Below are 18,890 nucleotides of genomic sequence, written 5' to 3' on the forward strand. Positions count from 1 at the left end.
CCCTAACCTCTTACTATAAATGCACCTTGGAATTTACCGCTTCTTGCATAATCTCTAGCCTCGTCCTCACTTCTAAAGCCATTTAGAAATACTCTATAAATGGTAGATCCATCTATAGTAAATGTCTTAACTACCGACTTATAGCCATCTATGCTTTGATGCTCTCTTTGATATCTGTTTGCGCCCTCAAGGTTTTTAAATGAGCCAATTTGCACCATAAAATCTCCACCTACGACTCGTTGCTCTGACGAAATAATAATGCCTCCAGTTGGAGCTGTCGGAGAGACTGGATTTGGCACTTTTATGCCGGTACTTGTCGGTTTTGCTTGAGTATTAATGCTTGCAATAGCATTTATATCTTCATTAAAGCCTATGACTTCCATACTGACTGGAGCCGTGCCTGTACCGATAATATCAAGTTTAGTTGCAGCTGCCTTTGAAAGGTCTAAAACTCTATCAGCCACAAAAGGTCCACGATCATTTACGCGAACAATGACGCTTTTTTGATTTCTTAAATTTGTTACTTTAAGGATCGTATTCATCGGCAAAGTTTTGTGTGCTGCAGTCATGTTGTACATATTATAAATTTCGCCGTTTGAGGTTGTTTTGCCATGAAAATTTGGACCATACCAGCTTGCCGTACCACTTGCCTTATCACCAACGCTTACAACGGTTGGGTAGTATGTTTTGCCATTTATCGTGTAAGGTCTCATTGTTGCTTTTTGGATAGAAGCTGAATTGTTGCCCTTTACATTAGTTGGGCCACTTGGTGTAAATGGTGCCCCGCTCCAAGAGCAACCAGTAACTAGAAGAGTAAAACTTAGTCCTATATAAAATTTTAGGCTCTTATGGTATGACAATATTTGCTCCAACATTTAAATTTGAACTAGCAAAAGAATTTGCATCTTTTAAATCTTTTTCGCTCACATTAAATTTTTTAGATAAAGAAGCTATCGTATCACCAGTTTGGACTATATAGTTTTGAGATTTATTTTGTGCGGAAAATGGAATAATTAGTTTTTGATTATAGCTTACGGCATTTGTGCTAAGTTCGTTGTAGTCCTTGATCGCTCTATGGCTAACACCTGTTTTTTTAGAGATAGAAAGTAATGTTTCGCCTTTTTTTACGACATAGGCATAAAAATTATTTTTGCCATTAAATGGCTTGAAATTTTCTGCAAAAAGCTGTTTTTTGTTTTCAGGGATATAAACATAATAATCTTTTAGAGTTGGCGGAGTAAATACAAATTTTAAATGCGGGTTGTTATTTTTCATCTTTTTTGTACTAAGACCGATACTATCGCCTATTTGAGCCAAATTTGTACCGCCAGGTACTTTTACTTTTACAAGCTTTAGTCCTCCGTTTATGTTCAATAAAGATGAATCTTTAGACATCAAGAAGTCTGCGTCTTTTGCGGTATATGCTGCTCTTAAAATTTTGATAACAAAATTTCTAGTTTCGGCTGGAAGGTATTTTTTCTCTGCGTCAAGAAGCGTTACAAGGTCATCTGTGCCAGCTTTTTGTATGGCTCTTTTTAAGGCTCCATCGCCACAGTTATAGGCCATAGCTGCTAGATACCACTTGCCAAATTGATTTTTAAGCGACTTTAGATAATTTGTTGCTGCAATAGTAGACTCTACTGGATCTTTTCTCTCATCGACATACTGTCCTACCTTTAGACCATGCAGTCTAGCCGTTTGTTCCATAAACTGCCACATGCCAGTAGCTTTTGCGTTTGAGACTGTGTGATTTGAAAAGCCTGATTCTATCATGGCTAGATAAAAGAATGACTCAGGTACGCCGGATTTTTTGATCTGCTCTTTTACCATCGGTATATACATATAACCATTTTTTAGAGATTCTGTAAATGTTTCAAGTTGTGATTGTTTGATACCTTGCCTCATCTTTGCATAGTGAGAAGTCTTCATAAAGCTAGCGTCAATATCCAGCTCTTTTAAAATTTTTACCTGAGTGTCGTATGAGCTTTTTTCAGGTGTATTTGCTAGTAGCAAGGTACTACATGCAAACATTAAAAATATTTTAAGCATTGCTTTCATTTCTATCCTTTTTTCGTGTCAAAACTTAAGATGCTAGCATCTTAAACAAGCACAATGCCCAAATTTCAGACAAAGCACTTAAACAACCTTTTGGCATTATTTGAAGTTTTTTCACAAACAACTTCAAACTCAAGGTTTAAAATTTCAGCTATCTTTTTAGCAACAAATGTCGTAAACGCCGGCTCATTTCTCTTGCCGCGATTTGGTTCCGGCGTGAGATAAGGAGCGTCAGTTTCAATAACTATCCTATCAAATGGGATTTTTGGCAAAATTTCGACTAAATTTTTAGCATTTTTAAATGTTAAAACACCGCCTATGCCAAAGTAAAAATTCCCAAATTTACAAAGCTCTAAAAGAAGTGGCGAAGCATTATAACAGTGCAAAATCGCTCCAGCTTCAAGCTTTGGTGCATACTCTTTTAAGATATTAAAAGAGTCCTCATTAGCCTCCCTAATGTGAAGAATAACGGGTTTTTTTAACTCAACAGCCAAATCAAGTTGAGCTAAAAAAATACGTTTTTGATCCTCTTTTTCTTTTATCTTTTCATTTTCATCTTTTGGCAAGCGAAAGTAGTCAAGACCGCATTCACCAATCGCCACACACTTTTCATCTTTAGCAAAATTTCTTAAAATTTCAATGCTAAAACTCTCTTTATCATATGGATGAACTCCAGCGGCAAAGAAAATGTCAGAATTTTCACGCGCTATTTTAGCCGCTTTTGGTAAATCATTGATATCAGCTCCCGGGATAATAAAGCCTTTTAGCCCTAAATTTCTAGCTTCGTCTAAAATTTTATCAAGGTCAGGATCATAAACTTTACTATCCAAATGACAATGTGTATCTATAATCATAAAACTATTTCTACTCTGTTTCTACCATTTTCTTTTGCGGTGTAAAGCGCTGAATCGCAAGCCTCAAGCATATCGTCTATCTCGCAATGCCCATTGCCAAAAGATACACCTATTGATATAGTAACTTTTACTTTTTCCTTTTTTATAGTTACTTTATTTTCAGCTACTTTGGCTCGTAAATTTACAAAAAATTTAACAGCTTCTTCTTTATTTATCTTTTTAAGGACAACGCAAAATTCTTCGCCACCAAATCTAGCAACGATATCGCTTCCTTTTGTATTATCATTTAAAATTTTTGCGATTGATTTTAGTACCTTATCTCCGCCATCATGGCCATATTTATCATTTATTTTCTTAAAATAATCAACATCAATCATTGCAAAAGCGTAAGGCTCATTAGTCTCTTCAGCTACATGAACATACTCTTCTACGTCAGAATAAAAAAATCTTCTATTATAAACTCCTGTTAAGAAGTCGCGATTTGCAAAATTTGCTATCTTGTTTATATTTTCCATAGCTTCGATCGTATTATTAACACGACATATTAGCTCTTCTTTTGAAAATGGTTTTGCTATAAAATCGCTCGCACCATTTTTTAAAAATATTGATGCGTCAGTCTTTTCGCTAGGAGATGTCATAACGATTACGCCAAGACTATTTTTATCTTTTTCTTTTCTAACCTCTTTTAAAACTTCAAGGCCATCTTTTACTGGCATTCTATAATCGGTTATTATAAGATTTATATCAGGATTATCCGCAAAATAGCTCATTGCCTCTTCGCCGTGAGCTGCGGCCAAAACCTTAAACTGAAGGCTAGTTAATATCTTTTTTATCATATTTCTAAAAGGGAGCGAGTCTTCAACAACCAAAACCTTGTATTGTCTATTTTTGCTCAGTCTATTTATCATTTGAAAGATATAGTTGATATCATCCATATTTCCTTTATAAACATAATCAACAATATCTTTATTTATAAAATTTTGCCTTGTTTCATCATCAATGCTACCTGTTAAAACAATAGCCGAAAGCCCTTTGGAAAGTGCATAATCAACGATCTCTCCATTTGGAGCATCTGGCAAATTTAAATCCAAAATAGTCATAAAATAATCTTTGTCATGCTCGCTAATTAACGTCTTAGCCTCGGCAAAACTGTATGCGACATCAATTGTCATGTCATCGATAGTCTTTTCCATTTGCATAACAATCAGCTTTGCTAACGCCTTATTATCATCAACTACAAGGATTCTTTCCATATTATTCCTACAAAAATTTTATCAAATTAGTGACGATTTTATCAAATAAATTTATTTATAAAGCTTAAATTAATAATTTAAATTAAGCTACTTTAAAAGCCCTTTAGCAAAATTTATCGCCTCTTCGCTTATATGCTCGCCACTTATCATACGTGCAAGCTCATTTACACGCTCCTCCTTATCAAGCTCTCTTACGACCGAGTTTTCCCCGTGACGCTCTACCAAAAAGTGTGAATTTGCCTTTGAGCTAAGCTGTGGCTGATGTGAAATGGCAAAAATTTGATAAAAATTTGCAAGCTTAAGCAAGACATTTGCGATGCTCATCGCCTCTTTTCCACTTAAATTTGCATCTATTTCATCAAGTATGATGACATCACCGCCCGTTTTTGTGATCTCACTAGAGGCAGCTATGAAGGCCAGCCTTAGGCGGTTTAGCTCGCCCGAGCTTAAATTTTTAAGTGAGGTCTCATTTAAATTTAGACAAATCTCATCAACGCCCAAAATATCAAGCTTTTTAGCTTCAATACTCAGCGCAATATCTGGCATATAAAGCTCTTTTAAATATGAATTTATCATACTCTCAAGCTCTTTTAAATTTACGCCTCTTGCCTTGCTCAAAATGCCAGCCAGCTCATTTGCCTTTTTGCTTAAAATTTCAAATTTCTTCTCAAGCTCACTCTTTTCAAAGCTTAAATTTTCATATCTGGCAAGCTCTTTTTCCTTTTTATTAAGCGCTTCTAATGCCTCTTCCTCGCTGCCATACCTTCTAATGATGGCATTAAGAGCTTCTATTCTATCAAGCACACTCTCCACGTCGATATCGTCAAGCTCCTCCATATTTAGGCTATCTCTTGCGACCCTTAGCTCATTCATCGCATCTTCAAAAAAGCCGTTGTCAAGGTCGCTGATATTTAGCGCCTCATTTACGCTGTGCTCTAGCTCAAATATCCGCTCAGCCCTAGCCCACGCCTCATTTATCTTATCCTTTTTACTAAGCCTTTTTTTAGTCTCCATAAGTTCTTCGAACTCGCCTTTTTTAGGGCCTACGCTTCTTATCTTCTCGATCTCAAAACTAGCAAGCTCTTTTAGCTCCTCGACCTTTTTCTCTTCCTCTTTGATAGTGGCTAGCTCTTTTGAAATTTTAGAAAATTCCAAAAATGCCTCTTCAAATTCCTGCTTTATCTCTTTAAATTTCTCATTTTTTGAAATTTCAAGCCTATCAAGCAAATTTAGAAATTTCTCATTTTCAAACTCGTTTGCCTCTTTTGCCGAGAGATATTTGATGTGCTCGCGCGCCACTTGGGCTAAATTTTTCTTTGAGATGGCTTGTTGGTTTATAAAATATCTCGTGCTCTTATCTTTTAAAAGCTTGAAAATATTGACCTCTTCGTTTTCTATGCCAAACTCATCAAGATCAAATTTATGCTCCACGTCAGCTTCTATCAGCCTTGCCTCGCTATCTTTTAGCCCAAAAACTGCCATTATAGCGCTCATTAGCACAGATTTACCAGCACCACTAACACCCGTAAATACGCTAAGACCCTCTTTGAAATTTAGCTCGACATTTTTAAAATTTAGATAATCTTTAATCAAAATTCGATCAATCATTATAACCCCAGTGAAGTTTCTCTTTTAAAATTTGAAAATAATCCCTACCAATATGACGTATCAGTCTCGCTTTTTTGTTGCTCAAACTCATGCTGACGGCTGAAATTTTACTCATATCAAACCTATCTTGCCCATCAAGTACCAAAATCGCATCACTATTTGTTTTAAATTTAACCGTGTGATTTTTAGTAAGCACGACTGGACGCTGCGTGAGCGAGTGCGAGCAGATAGGAGTTACTGTAAAAACCTCGCTTAATGGATAGATAATAGGGCCATTTGCGCTCATGTTATATGCCGTTGTTCCAGCAGGTGTCGCCACTATAACGCCGTCTCCAAAATATGAATTAAAATATTTTTCATTTAAAAGTGCTTCGATGTGCGTCATTGAGCCACCATTTTTACTAACAATAACTGCATCATTAAATGCTATCTTTTGCTCGGTTTTACCATCATTTTTGTGAAGCGTCACATCAAGCATAAAAGGCATTTCTACCTCAAATTTACCATCAAAAAAGTCTTTAAAAAATTTCTCACTCTCATTAATCATTATGTCGGTTAGAAATCCAAGTCTACCAGCGTGTATGCCAAGGACAAGTGGCGAGATGTGAGCTAGCTTTCTACAAGTTGAAATGATCGTGCCATCTCCGCCAAGAGTGATCAAAAATTCGCACTCTTTGGCTAATTTTATAAGCTCAAAACCATTTTTTTCTATACGCTTAGCACAATTTTTTTCAAGCAAAATTTCTGCGTTATACTTTTTTAAAATTTTTTCTAATTTTTCTAAATCTTGCCTAAATAATGGATAATCTTTAGCAATAAGTCCTACTTTTTTTGTGCAAAAAGTATTAAATTTTTGTTCATTTTTCATGTAAATGATTGTAACATATTTTATTTTAACAAAGCTTTTCAAAAGAAAAAAGCGATTATAATTGCCTAAAAAACATTGCAAAGGAGCATTTTATGCGAAGTCATTATTGCACCGATCTTAGCAAAGCTGATATCGGCAAAGAAGTAATACTTTGTGGCTGGGCAAACACATATAGAGACCACGGCGGTGTTGTTTTCATCGACTTAAGAGACGTTAGTGGGCTTATACAATTAGTTTGCGATCCGGCTGATAGCAAAGAAGCACATGACGTGGCTGCAAAAGTAAGAGATGAATATGTCTTAAAAGCAAAAGGAAAAGTAAGAGCTAGAGGCGAAGGACTAACCAATCCAAAGCTAAAAACTGGTGAGATAGAAGTAATAGTAAGCGAGCTAATCATCGAAAATCCAAGCGAGCCGCTACCATTTATGATAGGTGATGAGAGCGTAAATGAGGACATCAGACTAAAATATCGCTTTTTAGACCTTAGAAGCGAGCGCTTACAAAATATATTTAAAATGCGTTCTCGTGCAGCGATCGCAGCTAGAAACAGCCTAGATAAAATGGGCTTTATCGAGTTTGAAACTCCAGTTTTAACACGCGCAACTCCAGAAGGAGCGAGAGACTACCTAGTGCCAAGCCGTGTATATCCGGGTCAATTTTATGCGCTCCCACAAAGCCCACAGCTATTTAAGCAGCTTTTGATGTGCTCGGGCTTTGATAAATATTTCCAAATCGCAAAATGTTTCCGCGACGAAGATCTAAGGGCTGATCGCCAACCAGAATTTACTCAAATAGATATCGAAATGAGCTTTGTCGAGCAAGAAGATATCATAAATATGGCTGAAACGATGCTAAAAGATATTTTTAAAGCCTGCGGATACGATATCAAAACGCCATTTAGACGTATGAGCTACAAAGAGGCAACCGAGACTTATGGCTCAGATAAGCCTGATCTTAGATATGATCTAAAAATGATCGATGTTATCGATATTTTCGAGCGCTCAAGCAATGAAATTTTTAGCTCGATCGCAAAAGATAAGAAGAAAAACCGCATCAAAGCGCTAAAAGTACCAAATGGCGACAACATCTTTAGTAAGCGCGAGATGAATAGATTTGAGGAGTTTGTACGTAAATTTGGTGCACAAGGTCTTGGCTACTTCCAAATGAAAGAAGAAGGACTAAAAGGCCCACTTTGTAAATTTTTCGAGCAAAGCGATCTTGACGAGATCGTCTCAAGATGTGAGCTAAAAGTTGGTGACGTTGTATTCTTTGGTGCTGGTAAGAAGAAGATCGTGCTTGATTATATGGGAAGATTTAGAATTTTCCTAGCTGAACAAATGGGTATCATTGATCAAGACAAACTTGAGTTTTTATGGGTGCTTGACTTCCCAATGTTTGAGCAAAATGACGATGGCAGCTACTCTGCGATGCACCATCCATTTACTATGCCAAAAAATATAGACGAGCCTGATCTTGAGGACATCCTATCTATCGCTCACGACGTCGTACTAAACGGCTTTGAGCTTGGCGGCGGAAGTATAAGAATTCACAAAAACGATATCCAACAAAAGGTCTTTAAGCTTCTTGGCATAGACGAAGAGGAGCAACGTGAGAAATTTGGCTTCTTGCTTGATGCCTTGACATTTGGTGCGCCTCCACACGGTGGTATCGCGATCGGCTTTGATAGGCTAAATATGCTTGTAAATAAAGCAAGCTCGATCCGTGACGTCATAGCCTTCCCTAAAACACAACGTGCTCAGTGCCCACTAACAAAGGCACCAAGCCACGCTAGCAACGAGCAGCTTAGGGAGCTAGGACTAAGGATAAGAGAAAAAGAGCAAAAGGCTTAAAATTTTTGCAATAAATTTAGACTTTTAGATGTCTAAATTTGAGTTATTTTATTTAAAGATTAAATTTTTGAGATGATTTTGGTTGTTGTGCAGAAAATTTCACCCCAAAGCTAGACATATAGTCTGCTGCAGGGTGAAATTTTCAAACTCATTCAAAGGCGCTCAAAAAATATAAAAAGGGAAAGAATGAAAAATTTATTTTTAATCATCGGCGCTCCAGGCAGCGGCAAAACAACAGACGCATCGATCATCGCACAGCATGATGAGAAATTTGCTCACTTTTCAACTGGCGACCTTTTAAGAGCTGAAGTCGCAAGTGGTAGCGAGCTTGGCAAACTAATAGACAGCTTTATCTCAAAAGGAAATTTGGTCCCACTTGACGTCGTCGTAAATGCGATCGTCTCAGCTATCAAAAGCTCAAATAAATCAAACATCATAATAGATGGCTACCCAAGAAGCGTTGAACAGATGACAGAGCTTGACAAGGTATTAAGCGAGCAAAAAGAAATTTCTCTTAAAGGCGTCATTGAAGTAGATGTTAGCGAAGATGTGGCAAGAGCAAGAGTGCTCGGCCGTGCAAGAGGTGCTGATGACAACAACGAAGTGTTTAATAACCGCATGAAAGTATATCTTGATCCGATCAAACCTATCCGCAAATTTTACAGCGAAAAAGAGCTACTTCACGTAGTAAATGGCGAGCGTGGCATTGACGAGATCGTAGCTGATATCAAAAATTTACTAGCTAAACTTCTATAAATTTACAGACCTTGCATCAAAAGGTGCAAGGTTCCGATCTATAATCCTAAGCTTATTTTTAAAAAATATAAACAAAGATGAAATTATGCATAAATTTAAATTTACGATACTACTTGCGATCATAGCCATTTTTGCTTTTACAGGATGTGCCAAAAAGCATATAGAGATGGTTGAAAAAGACACCGCGTATAAGTACAGTAGCGCTAAAGCGGTTTGCGGAGAAACCGAGCTTGATAAAAAGTTAGAAAAATACATAAACGCCTTTTTAAAAAAGAGAGACCAGTACGGCGATGATCTAATTCATAAAATGCGATATACAAAGAACAAAAAATGGAGTTAGAATCCTTAGACACTTAACCCTAGGCATAGGTGGTGCTGGCAAATCTGAGACTCTCGCAGTCGTAAATTTAGTCGATCAAGGTGGCAAAGAGGTAGCCAAATTTAATGTTACGGTCGAGATCAGATATGGCTTTCTTGGCGGCAATGCAGATAGAGCACTACCAATCACCGCCAAAAACATCTATAACATTGTTACAAAAGACTTTATGTAAAAACTTACTTTTCATTAACATCAAAAATATAATATCCTTTTAAATTTTTACAACAAATTCTAAAAGGATAAAAATGAAAAAAATTATAATCGCTTCACTAGCTGCTAACATCGTAATGGCTGGAGGCTTCACATCAAAATACTCAAGTGAAACGATAAGCACAAAAGAGGCTTTGAAACTAAAAGACGACGCTAAAGTCGTACTTGAGGGCAAAATAAAATCGCACATAAAATCAGACAAATATGAATTTATCGATAAAAATGGTGATGTCATTATTATTGAGATCGATAACAAAAAATGGGATAACATAGCAGCCAACGAAGATACACTTTTAAGAATAAGAGGTGAAGTGGATAAAGACCTTATGAAAACAGAGATCGATGTCGATAGCGTAGAGGTTATAAAGTAGTTAAATTTTACGCGTATTTAATGCAAAAAATACTAAAATCACAAAAATTTCTAATAAAAAGGACGAATATATGGACGTTTCAAAGATCAAAGCTGGTTCAAACCCAGACAAAATCAATGCTGTAATCGAAATACCTTATGGCTCAAATATCAAATACGAGATCGACAAAGATAGCGGTGCGGTAGTAGTTGATCGTGTGCTTTACTCAGCGATGTTTTACCCAGCAAACTACGGCTTTGTGCCAAACACACTTGCGGCTGATGGTGACCCAGCTGATATTTTGGTGCTAAATGAGTATCCGCTCCAAGCTGGTAGCGTCATTCCTTGCCGTTTAATAGGTGTTTTGGTAATGGAAGATGAGGCGGGTATGGATGAGAAGCTTTTGGCTGTACCAGTTACAAAGATCGATCCAAGATATGATGCGATAAAAAGCTACGAGGATCTACCAGCTGCAACACTAAATAAGATCAAAAATTTCTTTGAAACTTATAAAATTTTAGAGCCTAACAAATGGGTTAAGGTGAAAGAATTTAAAGACGCAAATGCTGCAAAAGAGATTTTAGACGCTGCGATAAAAAATTATAAATAACTTACAAGCCCTATTTTAGGGCTTTTCTTTTTAAATTTGTTCTTTTTATGCGCTATACTAAAAAGGCAATTTTTTATATTTAGATAAGCTTTTTCTTGTATAATACGATTTTCTTTCAACTGTGGGTTCATAGCTCAGTTGGTTAGAGCATCCGGCTCATAACCGGATGGTCCCAGGTTCGAGTCCTGGTGAACCCACCACCTACTTTAACAACACTAAAAAATTAAAAATTTTTCATCACTTTTACTTAGATTTTAAAATATTTTTAAAATACAAAAAATGTTTAATAGTCCAAAATTTAAGCCAAATTTTCTAAACTCTCTCTAAAATTTCCTTTCGTTTTTGCCAGTCAGGCATATAAAGCGTTAGATAGTCATAAAATTTCTTTAAGTGATTTGGATACAGTAGGTGAGCAAGCTCGTGAAATACGACATACTCGATGCACGATTTTGGTTTTTTGATGAGTCCTATGTTTAAATTTATATATGATTTATAAGGATTGCAACTCCCCCATCTTGTCTTCATCTGCCTTATCTTTACGCTTTTGATATCTTGTTTTACTATCTTGTTAAACTCTTGCAAGATATTAAAAAAATATAGCATCGCCTTTTCGTGATACCACTCATAGACCAATTTTTCTTTTCGTTTTATATCGCTTTTATCTTTCACAAAGAGCTCCAGATAGCCTCTTTGTAGCTTTACGCGCTCCTCTTTAGACTGCACGACTTTAAGCCGGTAGCTTCGCCCAAGATATTTAAAGTCTTCGCCACTTACGTATTCTTTTTCGGGCGTCCTAAACGAGGCAAAAAACGCGCGCTTTTGCGCTATCCATTTAGCTCTTTTTTTTATGATAAATTTTATATGCTCATCGCTTGCCGTTTTTGGCGCCGTTAGGATCGCTTCGCCATTTGGTCTAACTTTTAAAGTGATATTTTTTACGTCTTTTCGGACGATTTTTACGCCTTCAAGCATAAAAACTTATCTCTATTCCACGGATAGTTTGGTAAATTTTTTCCTTCTCATCGATAGAAACGTCATATTCGTCCTCTATCTCCCAAAGAGCGTCCTCCATAGCGCTTGTTATCTCATTTTCTACATCTTTATTATTGTGCCATTCTGGTTTTTTTGAGGCCTCTTTGTAAATTTCATAAAATTTCACGCTCAAATTTTTAGCGACCACCTCAACATCCGCAAGCTCCACATCCCCCAAAATGTCAAGCAAATTATCATAAATAGCAAATAAAATTTTCTTACCATTAAATTCTTTTGGATACCTGTCTTCATTTGGCTTTAAAGCGCCAGTTATTAGGTCTTTTAGTAGTTTTGCTTTGGCAAGTTTTTCTTCCTCACTTAGCCTTTTTGCTTTATACTCGTTGATGATATCTTGTATCTGCTGTGCTATTGATTTATAAAAGGCTGGATTTGAGTCCATTTTCTCTTTTACCACCGCGCTTACGGCGCTGATGATAGTATCAGCCTTTGCATTTTTACCCTCAACCCTTTGCACCTCATCGTCAAATTCCGTCTCAAAGATATTTACAAGCTTTGTAAGCTCATTGACCCCTTGTGCATTTACGTAAGTATCAAGCAGCTTTTGCATCTGCGCTTCATATTTGCCAAAGTCACAAGCCTCATGATATCTTAGCTGCACAGCCTTTCTTAGCTCGTTATAAAATTTAACCCTTTGCTTATAAGTTTTGATCTCCTCTTCGCTTAATATGTCATAAATTTTCTCACTTGAAAGCGCTAGTTTAAACGCCCTAGCAAACTGCGATAACCACTCTTTAAAGTCATCTCGTTTTTGCACGTCCTCTAAAACCGCCACGTAGCTTTCTAGATCGTCTTTAAATTTCACACTGCTAAAAAGATCATCCAGATGAGTATAGTAAGTCTTTGCCTTTATGATCTCGCTTCTTACGTCTATTACGGCTCCAGTTATATCCTCTGGGTCAAAGCCACTTAGCGAAGCATAGCTAGTAAGCGCCTGATCAAGCTCGCCAAGAAGCCCTCTATAATCAATAATATAGCCATAATCTTTCCCATCATAAAGCCTATTTACTCTAGCTATAGCTTGGAGCAAATTATGCTCTTTTAGCTGCTTATCTATATAAAGCGTGCTTGCTCTTGGCGCGTCAAAGCCAGTTAAAAGCTTATCCACAACAATAAGCAAATCTATCTCATCGCCATAAATAAATTCATCCTTCACATGCTTTAGATACGCTTCCTCGCTGCCGTAGCCCTTTATAGTCTCTTGCCACGCCTTTGCGACATACTCTTTATGCCCGCCCTCAAGCTCCTCGTGCTCGTTGCTTGATATCACATAGGCACTTTTTATCTCTCCAAATTCCTCAAATATCTCATGATATTTTATGGCGTCATATTTTCTTTGCGTTGCTAGCATCGCCTTAAAGCCACTTTTTTTCAAAGTCTTTTTAATATGCTCATTTATATCCACAGCTATCAGTTCTAGCCTTTGCTCGCTAGATGCCACGCGCTCAAACCTCGCCCATTTTTGTTGCAAGTCCCTTTTGGCCTCATCGCTTAGCTCTTTTGATATTAGATCAAATTTCCTAGTTAGCCCATCAGGATCTAGCACCCCTTGACCCACGTATCGCCCCTCGTAAAGTAGCGGCAACACAGCTCCGTCTTTTACCGCGTCATCTATCGTATATCTATGAATTTCTCCGCCAAATTTAGCAAAGCTGTTTTTCTCACGCTTTAAAAGCGGCGTGCCGGTAAATCCTATATAACAAGCAAGAGGCAGCGCTTTTTTCATAGCCTTATGTAAATCTCCGCCTTGCGTGCGGTGGCTCTCATCCACTAGCACGAATATATCGCCATCTCTTATCACTATCTTTTGATTTTTTACCTTTTCAAATTTATGCACGAGCGTAGTTATCACGCTAATGCCGCTTTGTAGCTTTTCTATCAGATCGCTTCCGCTGCTTGCTCGCCCTGCTTTTACATCCGTATTTTCAAAAGTCTCGTGTATCTGCCCATCTAGATCTATCCTGTCAGTTACGACGATGATCTTTGAGTTTATATAAATTTGCTTTAAAAGCTTTGTTAGCATCACCATCGTGAGCGACTTGCCGCTTCCTTGCGTGTGCCAGATGAGTCCGCCCGCTCTTACGCCGTCCTTTACCATTGATACTCTCTTTAGCGTCTCTTCGATAGCGAAGAACTGCTGATAGCGGCAAACCTTTTTCATTTTCTTATCAAACACTATATAGTGCCTAACTAGCCTTAGTAGTCTATCTTTAGATAGTAGCGCAAAGAGCGTCATATCAAGCGCGCTTACCTCTCTACCATTTATCACGCTCTTTAAGCTCTCTTTTGCTTTTGCTTTGTCTTGTTCTTTCCACACACTATAAAATTTAAACGGCGTTCCAGTAGTGCCGTATCTTGCTCCACTTCCGTTTGCTGCGATGGTTAGCTGGATGTATTTAAAAAGATGCGCTATCTCATCTTTGCCCTGCTCTTTTTCAAGCTGCTTTATGCCGTTTTCAAAGCTCACGCTTGATTTTTTAAGCTCGATCACGACTATTGGTATACCGTTTATAAAAAGCACGAGATCAGGCCTTCTATGCTTTTGCACGTCGCTCTGGCTTACTCTGCTTACTTCAAATTCTTCTGTTACATAGAAGTCGTTGTTTTGTAAATTTTCAAAGTCTATAAATTTAAAAGAGAAGCTTCTTCTCGTCTCATCTTCTAAATTTTCTTCTAAACTGGTTCCAAGCAAGAGCAAATTTGTGATCCTTTCGTTTGCGACCATTAGCCCTTCGTTTAAAGATACCCCAGCTAGCTCATCGACCGCTTTTAAAACGTTACTTTGGCTAAATTTATATCGCTTGCCCTTATACTCGTAGCCATTTATCTCGCCAAGCTTTTTGGTTAAAATTTCCCTAAACAAAACCTCGCTGGTTTTACCGCCTCGAAGCTTTAAATTTTCCTCCCTGCTTATAAATTTATAGCCCAAGCTTTGAAGTAAATTTATGCTATTTTGCTGGATCTTATTTTCTGAAGTATCTGGGGTCATTTTTTCTCACTTTGACTTAAATTTTTAATAGATTGCGTTATTTCGTTTAATATTGTGCCGTCTCCATGCTTTTTATCTAATGTTTTACTTGCATTGTATGATATTGTGTTTATAGCTTCCAAAATTAGCTTTTCTAGCAATTCACTATCTTCTTTACCTAGCTCACTAATCTGCTTTTTATAGCTTATATATGATCTAGATAATGCTTCCTTGTGTGCGTATTCTTGTTCTAGTCTTTGATTTTCACTACGTCTCTTACTGGCATATACAGCAACCCATATCAAAGGTAATGTTATGGGCAAAGAATGAAGTATAGATTTTGCAATCTCTTCTATCGAACTTAAATTTTTTAATGTCATAAAAGACAAAATTGAAATAGCAAAAAGACAGACTACAAATACACCATTCCATATTCTAATTGGCCATATAAATTTTTTTCTTTCAATACTATAAGCCTCTGCCAATCCTGCACTAGTTGCACCTTCTAATAATTTTTCTATTTCTTTCTCAAAAGCTTTGCGCTTTAAACCATGTTCTTCTTCAAGTTTATTTAATTGATTTATTTGATCGTTTTTAAATTCCTCAAGTTCATTCTTTCTTGTTGCCAATTCTTGTTCTAATCCTCCTATTCTTTTTCCTTCTTCTTCATCAAATTTTCCAAAAATTTTTACATAAAATTTTTCAAGATCTTCCAAATCCTTATTTGTTTCCGTTAAATACTTTTTAGTTAAATTTATATCATTTAAAATATCTTTTTTTGCTTCCAGTATCTTAGTTTTTGTTGATATATAATCTTTTTCATCAATTAAGGTTTCATCATGAAATTCTGCAATTTTTGTATATTTTTCTTTTATTTTGTAAAAAAAGTCTTTAACACTATCTTCAATGCTATTCTCTCCATCTATTAACTCATTCTTTAATCTATAAATTTCCCTGACATCTGTTTTTATTTTTTCTAAATTTATATCCTCCAAAGCCTTTTTTATAGTATCTGTGTATTCTTGCACCATGTTAGAAACTGATCTGCTAGAAATTTTAGGCATTAGAATATTTAAATTCCTTAACCCAGCAATAAGCTGATCTATATAGTTATTTGTTGCTACAATGTAATCAATAGTTCTATTATTGATGAATAAATCAAAATAATGCAAAGCACCTTCTAAATAACTTCTTGAATTATCCAATAAATTTTCTGGGCTTAATTCAGGATCGATTAGCTTTAGATAGCTATCTATAAAAATTATAACTTTTCCAAGTCTATTGTATTCATCAATAATTTCTACATTCCCAATCTCTTTAATATTAAATTCACTAAATTTTGTCTTAAATAGTTCCCATTTGCTATGAAAATCACTCGACCCATACCTAGTCATCCATCTTGACATTTTTTCCTCCTTTTACTTTTGTTCTTATGTTTCCGCTTAGTAGTTTTTGCATCAAGCCTTGTTTTTGTTTTTTCAAATTTTCCAGCTTTAAATTTAGTAAATTTATCTCGTCATCGCAAGCCGTTAAAACATCTGCGATTTTTTGTTGTTCTTTTAAATTTGGAAGCTTTATTTTATGATATCTAATGTTACTTGTAATTTGAGGCTGTCCTGAGCCAGAGATTAGATATTGAAAATTTGTATTTGATAGTAAATAATAAATAAAAGTTTTTATAGCTTTAGTTGAATTGTCTAAATTTATAACCATAGCATTACCAGTTATCCATGATTTTGGTTTTGTAAAATTAACCGCTCCACAGTTTCCTCTGCAACCTATGACAACTTGTTCAAATTCGTGATTATACCTACCGTATTTTCCTATAATACCATTAGCACCATAAACATCAAATCCGCCATCTGTTAATTCACGTTGTGAAATTGTTTGCGGCTGATATACTTCAGCAATTTCCTTTAATTTTACTCTCTCCCACTTGTCTTGGAACTCAGGAAAGCGGATCTTGGCTGTGAGTAAATTTTGCATAAGAGCTTTTTTAAACTGCTTTTTGCTTTCTATCAAATTTATAGTCAAATTTATAGCCTCATCCCAAGTAGATAAAATTTCCGCTATCTTTTTTTGCTCGTCTAGTGGCGGAAGTTTGATTTTTAAATTTAATAAATTTGATTTTGAAATCCCCAAAACAGAAATACCTGTGGCTTTTTTCTTTAGCTCTTTTGCAACCCAAGGCTCGTAAAGAATATATCCTTTATAACCATCAGCGAAATAATCGCCTTTATCTCTAAGCAAGAAAGTATGAAGCCCAGCAACAGCTTTGTGTTCTAAATTTTTAATTTCCACGCTTTTTGCGATATCTATATAATCTTCCGAAGCATCGGCAATGACCAAATCTCCATTTTTGATAAATTCTGGTTTGCCCCCCAACTTACTTTGATGTATTTTTGGCAAAGAGGCAACACGAAAATCTAAGTAAAATTTATATTTTTTATGTATTTCCCCATAATGGATATATGAAATTTCGTCATAATCATTTAGACTTTCACGTGAATTTGTATAAGTTTTTAAAAAATCAAAAGCATCCCCAAGCCTCACGACCTTCCATCCGCTTGGTAAATTTTTAAATTCGCTCATAACCCAAGCTCCGCAAGATAGTCGCTCATCTTGCTTTGAACACTTTTTAGCTCAGCTTCTAAACGTGAAATCTCAGCCTTTGTAGCCTCGATATCCACAAGCTCTTCTTCTTCAAAAGTATCGACGTAGCGAGGGATGTTTAGGTTGTAGTCGTTATCTTTTATCTCGCTAAGGCTTGCTAGGTGGGAGTATTTTTCTATCTCGCTTCTGTTTTTATAGGTAGTGACTATCTTTTTGATATTTTGCTCGGTTAGTGAGTTTTGGTTTTTGCCTTTTTCAAATTCTTTGCTAGCGTCGATAAATAGCACATCTTCGTTTGCACGGTTTTTCTTAAAAACGAGTATGCAAGCAGGGATGCTCGTGCCGTAAAATAAATTTGCCGGTAGTCCGATGACGGCATCAAGTAAATTTTCTTCGATTAGCTTTTGGCGGATCTTACCCTCATTTGCTCCGCGAAATAGCACTCCATGCGGAAGCACGACGCCCATTTTGCCGTTGCTGTTTAGACTTTTTATCATGTGCACGACAAATGCGTAATCCCCCTTGCTCTTTGGCGGCAAAGCGTAGTTAGCAAATCTCATAAAAGGATCGTTCCCAGCAAAGTCAGCACCCCATTTATCTAGGCTAAAGGGTGGATTTGCCACGACTATATCAAATGTCTTTATAAGGTTGTCTTGCAGATGAAGCGGGTTTCTGATCGTGTCGCCCCACTCAATGACGGCGTCGTTTATCTCATGTAAAAACATATTCATCTTGCAAAGCGCGTGAGTTTGTCCGTTTTTTTCTTGTCCGTAAAGGCGGAAATTTTTGCTGCCGACCTCTTTTGAAGCCTTGATAAGAAGCGAGCCAGAGCCGCAAGTAGGATCGTAGATCATATCGCCCTCTTTTGGCTCGACTAGCTTTGCAAGAAGCGTCGAAACCTCGCTTGGTGTGTAAAACTCTCCGCCTTTTTTGCCTGCGTCACTTGCAAAATGAGCTATAAGATACTCGTATGCGTCGCCTATTATGTCGTTGCCCTCAAGCATAGATGGGCGAAGATCTAGCCTAGCGTCGCTAAAATCTTCAAGCAAATTTTTCAAGATGGCGTTTCTCTCTTTCGTGTCGCCAAGCTTGTTTTTGTTATTAAAGTCGATGCTTCTAAAGATGCCCTCAAGCTTATCTTTATTGTCTTCTTCGATCTTTTCTAGAGTTTTGTTCATTATCTCGCCTAAATTTACGGCCTCTTTGTGCGCCAAAAGATACTCAAAGGTGCAACTCTCATCAAGCTTAAATTTCTCTTTCTTTAGCTTTGCTTCGATCCTCTCGCGCTTGTCGCCGTATTCGGCTTTAAGCAATTCGAGCTTTTCTTTATAAAAATCAGATAGATACTTAACAAAAAGCATCGTTAAAACATAGTCTTTATAGTCGCTTCCATCCATCGTGCCGCGAAACGTGTCGCAAGCCTTCCAAACTACGTTATTTATGGTATCTTGAGTGGTCTTTTGCAT

General features: G+C 36.7%; 16 protein-coding genes and 1 tRNA gene. 6 read left to right on the forward strand and 11 right to left on the reverse strand.

Features of this window, described 5'->3' with window-relative positions:
- Positions 1-2 precede the first annotated feature (2 nt).
- From CVS97_RS03565 to CVS97_RS03590, 6 genes are all read right to left on the reverse strand, one after another.
- Complete coding sequence (locus CVS97_RS03565) at positions 3-860, reverse strand: septal ring lytic transglycosylase RlpA family protein (RefSeq protein WP_107785090.1); 858 nt, start codon at positions 858-860, stop codon at positions 3-5.
- Positions 847-2,058, reverse strand: a complete 1,212-nt coding sequence (locus CVS97_RS03570; RefSeq protein ID WP_103560623.1) for a lytic transglycosylase domain-containing protein — start codon at positions 2,056-2,058, stop codon at positions 847-849. The genes CVS97_RS03565 and CVS97_RS03570 overlap by 14 nt, the downstream gene beginning before the upstream one ends.
- 65 nt (positions 2,059-2,123) lie before the next feature.
- On the reverse strand, positions 2,124-2,909 hold the full coding sequence (locus CVS97_RS03575) for a TatD family hydrolase (protein ID WP_103640787.1): 786 nt from the start codon (positions 2,907-2,909) through the stop codon (positions 2,124-2,126).
- Positions 2,906-4,162: a diguanylate cyclase gene (locus CVS97_RS03580; RefSeq protein WP_107785091.1), complete on the reverse strand. Its 1,257-nt coding sequence runs from the start codon at positions 4,160-4,162 to the stop codon at positions 2,906-2,908. Before CVS97_RS03580 ends, CVS97_RS03575 begins: the two co-directional genes overlap by 4 nt.
- An 87-nt stretch (positions 4,163-4,249) precedes the next feature.
- Positions 4,250-5,770: an AAA family ATPase gene (locus CVS97_RS03585; RefSeq protein WP_199905968.1), complete on the reverse strand. Its 1,521-nt coding sequence runs from the start codon at positions 5,768-5,770 to the stop codon at positions 4,250-4,252.
- Positions 5,763-6,638 (reverse strand): NAD(+) kinase, encoded by an 876-nt coding sequence (locus CVS97_RS03590; protein WP_107785205.1) that lies wholly within the window; start codon positions 6,636-6,638, stop codon positions 5,763-5,765. Before CVS97_RS03590 ends, CVS97_RS03585 begins: the two co-directional genes overlap by 8 nt.
- A gap of 92 nt (positions 6,639-6,730) precedes the next feature.
- Between CVS97_RS03590 and aspS the strand changes: the two genes are divergently transcribed.
- The 6 genes from aspS to CVS97_RS03620 all read left to right on the forward strand — a co-directional run bounded on the left by aspS (position 6,731) and on the right by CVS97_RS03620 (position 10,993).
- Positions 6,731-8,488 (forward strand): aspartate--tRNA ligase, encoded by a 1,758-nt coding sequence (gene aspS / locus CVS97_RS03595; protein WP_087578515.1) that lies wholly within the window; start codon positions 6,731-6,733, stop codon positions 8,486-8,488.
- A 186-nt stretch (positions 8,489-8,674) separates the two neighbouring features.
- Positions 8,675-9,244 carry an adenylate kinase gene (locus tag CVS97_RS03600; protein WP_107785092.1) on the forward strand — a complete coding sequence of 190 codons (570 nt, stop codon included), beginning with the start codon at positions 8,675-8,677 and terminating at the stop codon, positions 9,242-9,244.
- 85 nt (positions 9,245-9,329) lie between these two features.
- The gene (locus CVS97_RS03605) at positions 9,330-9,584 is read left to right on the forward strand and encodes a hypothetical protein (RefSeq protein ID WP_107785093.1); all 255 of its coding nucleotides are present in this window, start codon (positions 9,330-9,332) and stop codon (positions 9,582-9,584) included.
- 284 nt (positions 9,585-9,868) lie between these two features.
- Entirely contained in the window at positions 9,869-10,204 is a 336-nt protein-coding gene (locus CVS97_RS03610; protein ID WP_107785094.1) for a NirD/YgiW/YdeI family stress tolerance protein, read from the forward strand.
- 70 nt (positions 10,205-10,274) lie between these two features.
- Positions 10,275-10,793, forward strand: coding sequence for an inorganic diphosphatase (gene ppa, locus CVS97_RS03615; RefSeq protein WP_107785095.1), 519 nt, complete (start codon positions 10,275-10,277; stop codon positions 10,791-10,793).
- Positions 10,794-10,916: 123 nt separating this feature from the next.
- Positions 10,917-10,993: transfer RNA gene (locus CVS97_RS03620), tRNA-Ile, on the forward strand.
- 112 nt (positions 10,994-11,105) lie between these two features.
- Here the strand turns inward: CVS97_RS03620 and CVS97_RS03625 are convergent.
- The 5 genes from CVS97_RS03625 to CVS97_RS03645 are packed head-to-tail and all read right to left on the reverse strand — an operon-like array spanning position 11,106 to position 18,890.
- Positions 11,106-11,765, reverse strand: a complete 660-nt coding sequence (locus CVS97_RS03625; RefSeq protein ID WP_107785096.1) for a M48 family metallopeptidase — start codon at positions 11,763-11,765, stop codon at positions 11,106-11,108.
- Positions 11,758-14,832, reverse strand: a complete 3,075-nt coding sequence (locus CVS97_RS03630) for a type I restriction endonuclease subunit R (RefSeq protein ID WP_107785097.1) — start codon at positions 14,830-14,832, stop codon at positions 11,758-11,760. The genes CVS97_RS03625 and CVS97_RS03630 overlap by 8 nt, the downstream gene beginning before the upstream one ends.
- Complete coding sequence (locus CVS97_RS03635) at positions 14,829-16,217, reverse strand: hypothetical protein (RefSeq protein ID WP_107785098.1); 1,389 nt, start codon at positions 16,215-16,217, stop codon at positions 14,829-14,831. The genes CVS97_RS03630 and CVS97_RS03635 overlap by 4 nt, the downstream gene beginning before the upstream one ends.
- Positions 16,198-17,403 carry a restriction endonuclease subunit S gene (locus CVS97_RS03640; protein ID WP_107785099.1) on the reverse strand — a complete coding sequence of 402 codons (1,206 nt, stop codon included), beginning with the start codon at positions 17,401-17,403 and terminating at the stop codon, positions 16,198-16,200. The genes CVS97_RS03635 and CVS97_RS03640 overlap by 20 nt, the downstream gene beginning before the upstream one ends.
- Positions 17,400-18,890 carry a type I restriction-modification system subunit M gene (locus tag CVS97_RS03645; RefSeq protein WP_107785100.1) on the reverse strand — a complete coding sequence of 497 codons (1,491 nt, stop codon included), beginning with the start codon at positions 18,888-18,890 and terminating at the stop codon, positions 17,400-17,402. The genes CVS97_RS03640 and CVS97_RS03645 overlap by 4 nt, the downstream gene beginning before the upstream one ends.

Source organism: Campylobacter concisus, assembly GCF_003049735.1.
Lineage (GTDB): Bacteria > Campylobacterota > Campylobacteria > Campylobacterales > Campylobacteraceae > Campylobacter_A > Campylobacter_A concisus_AN.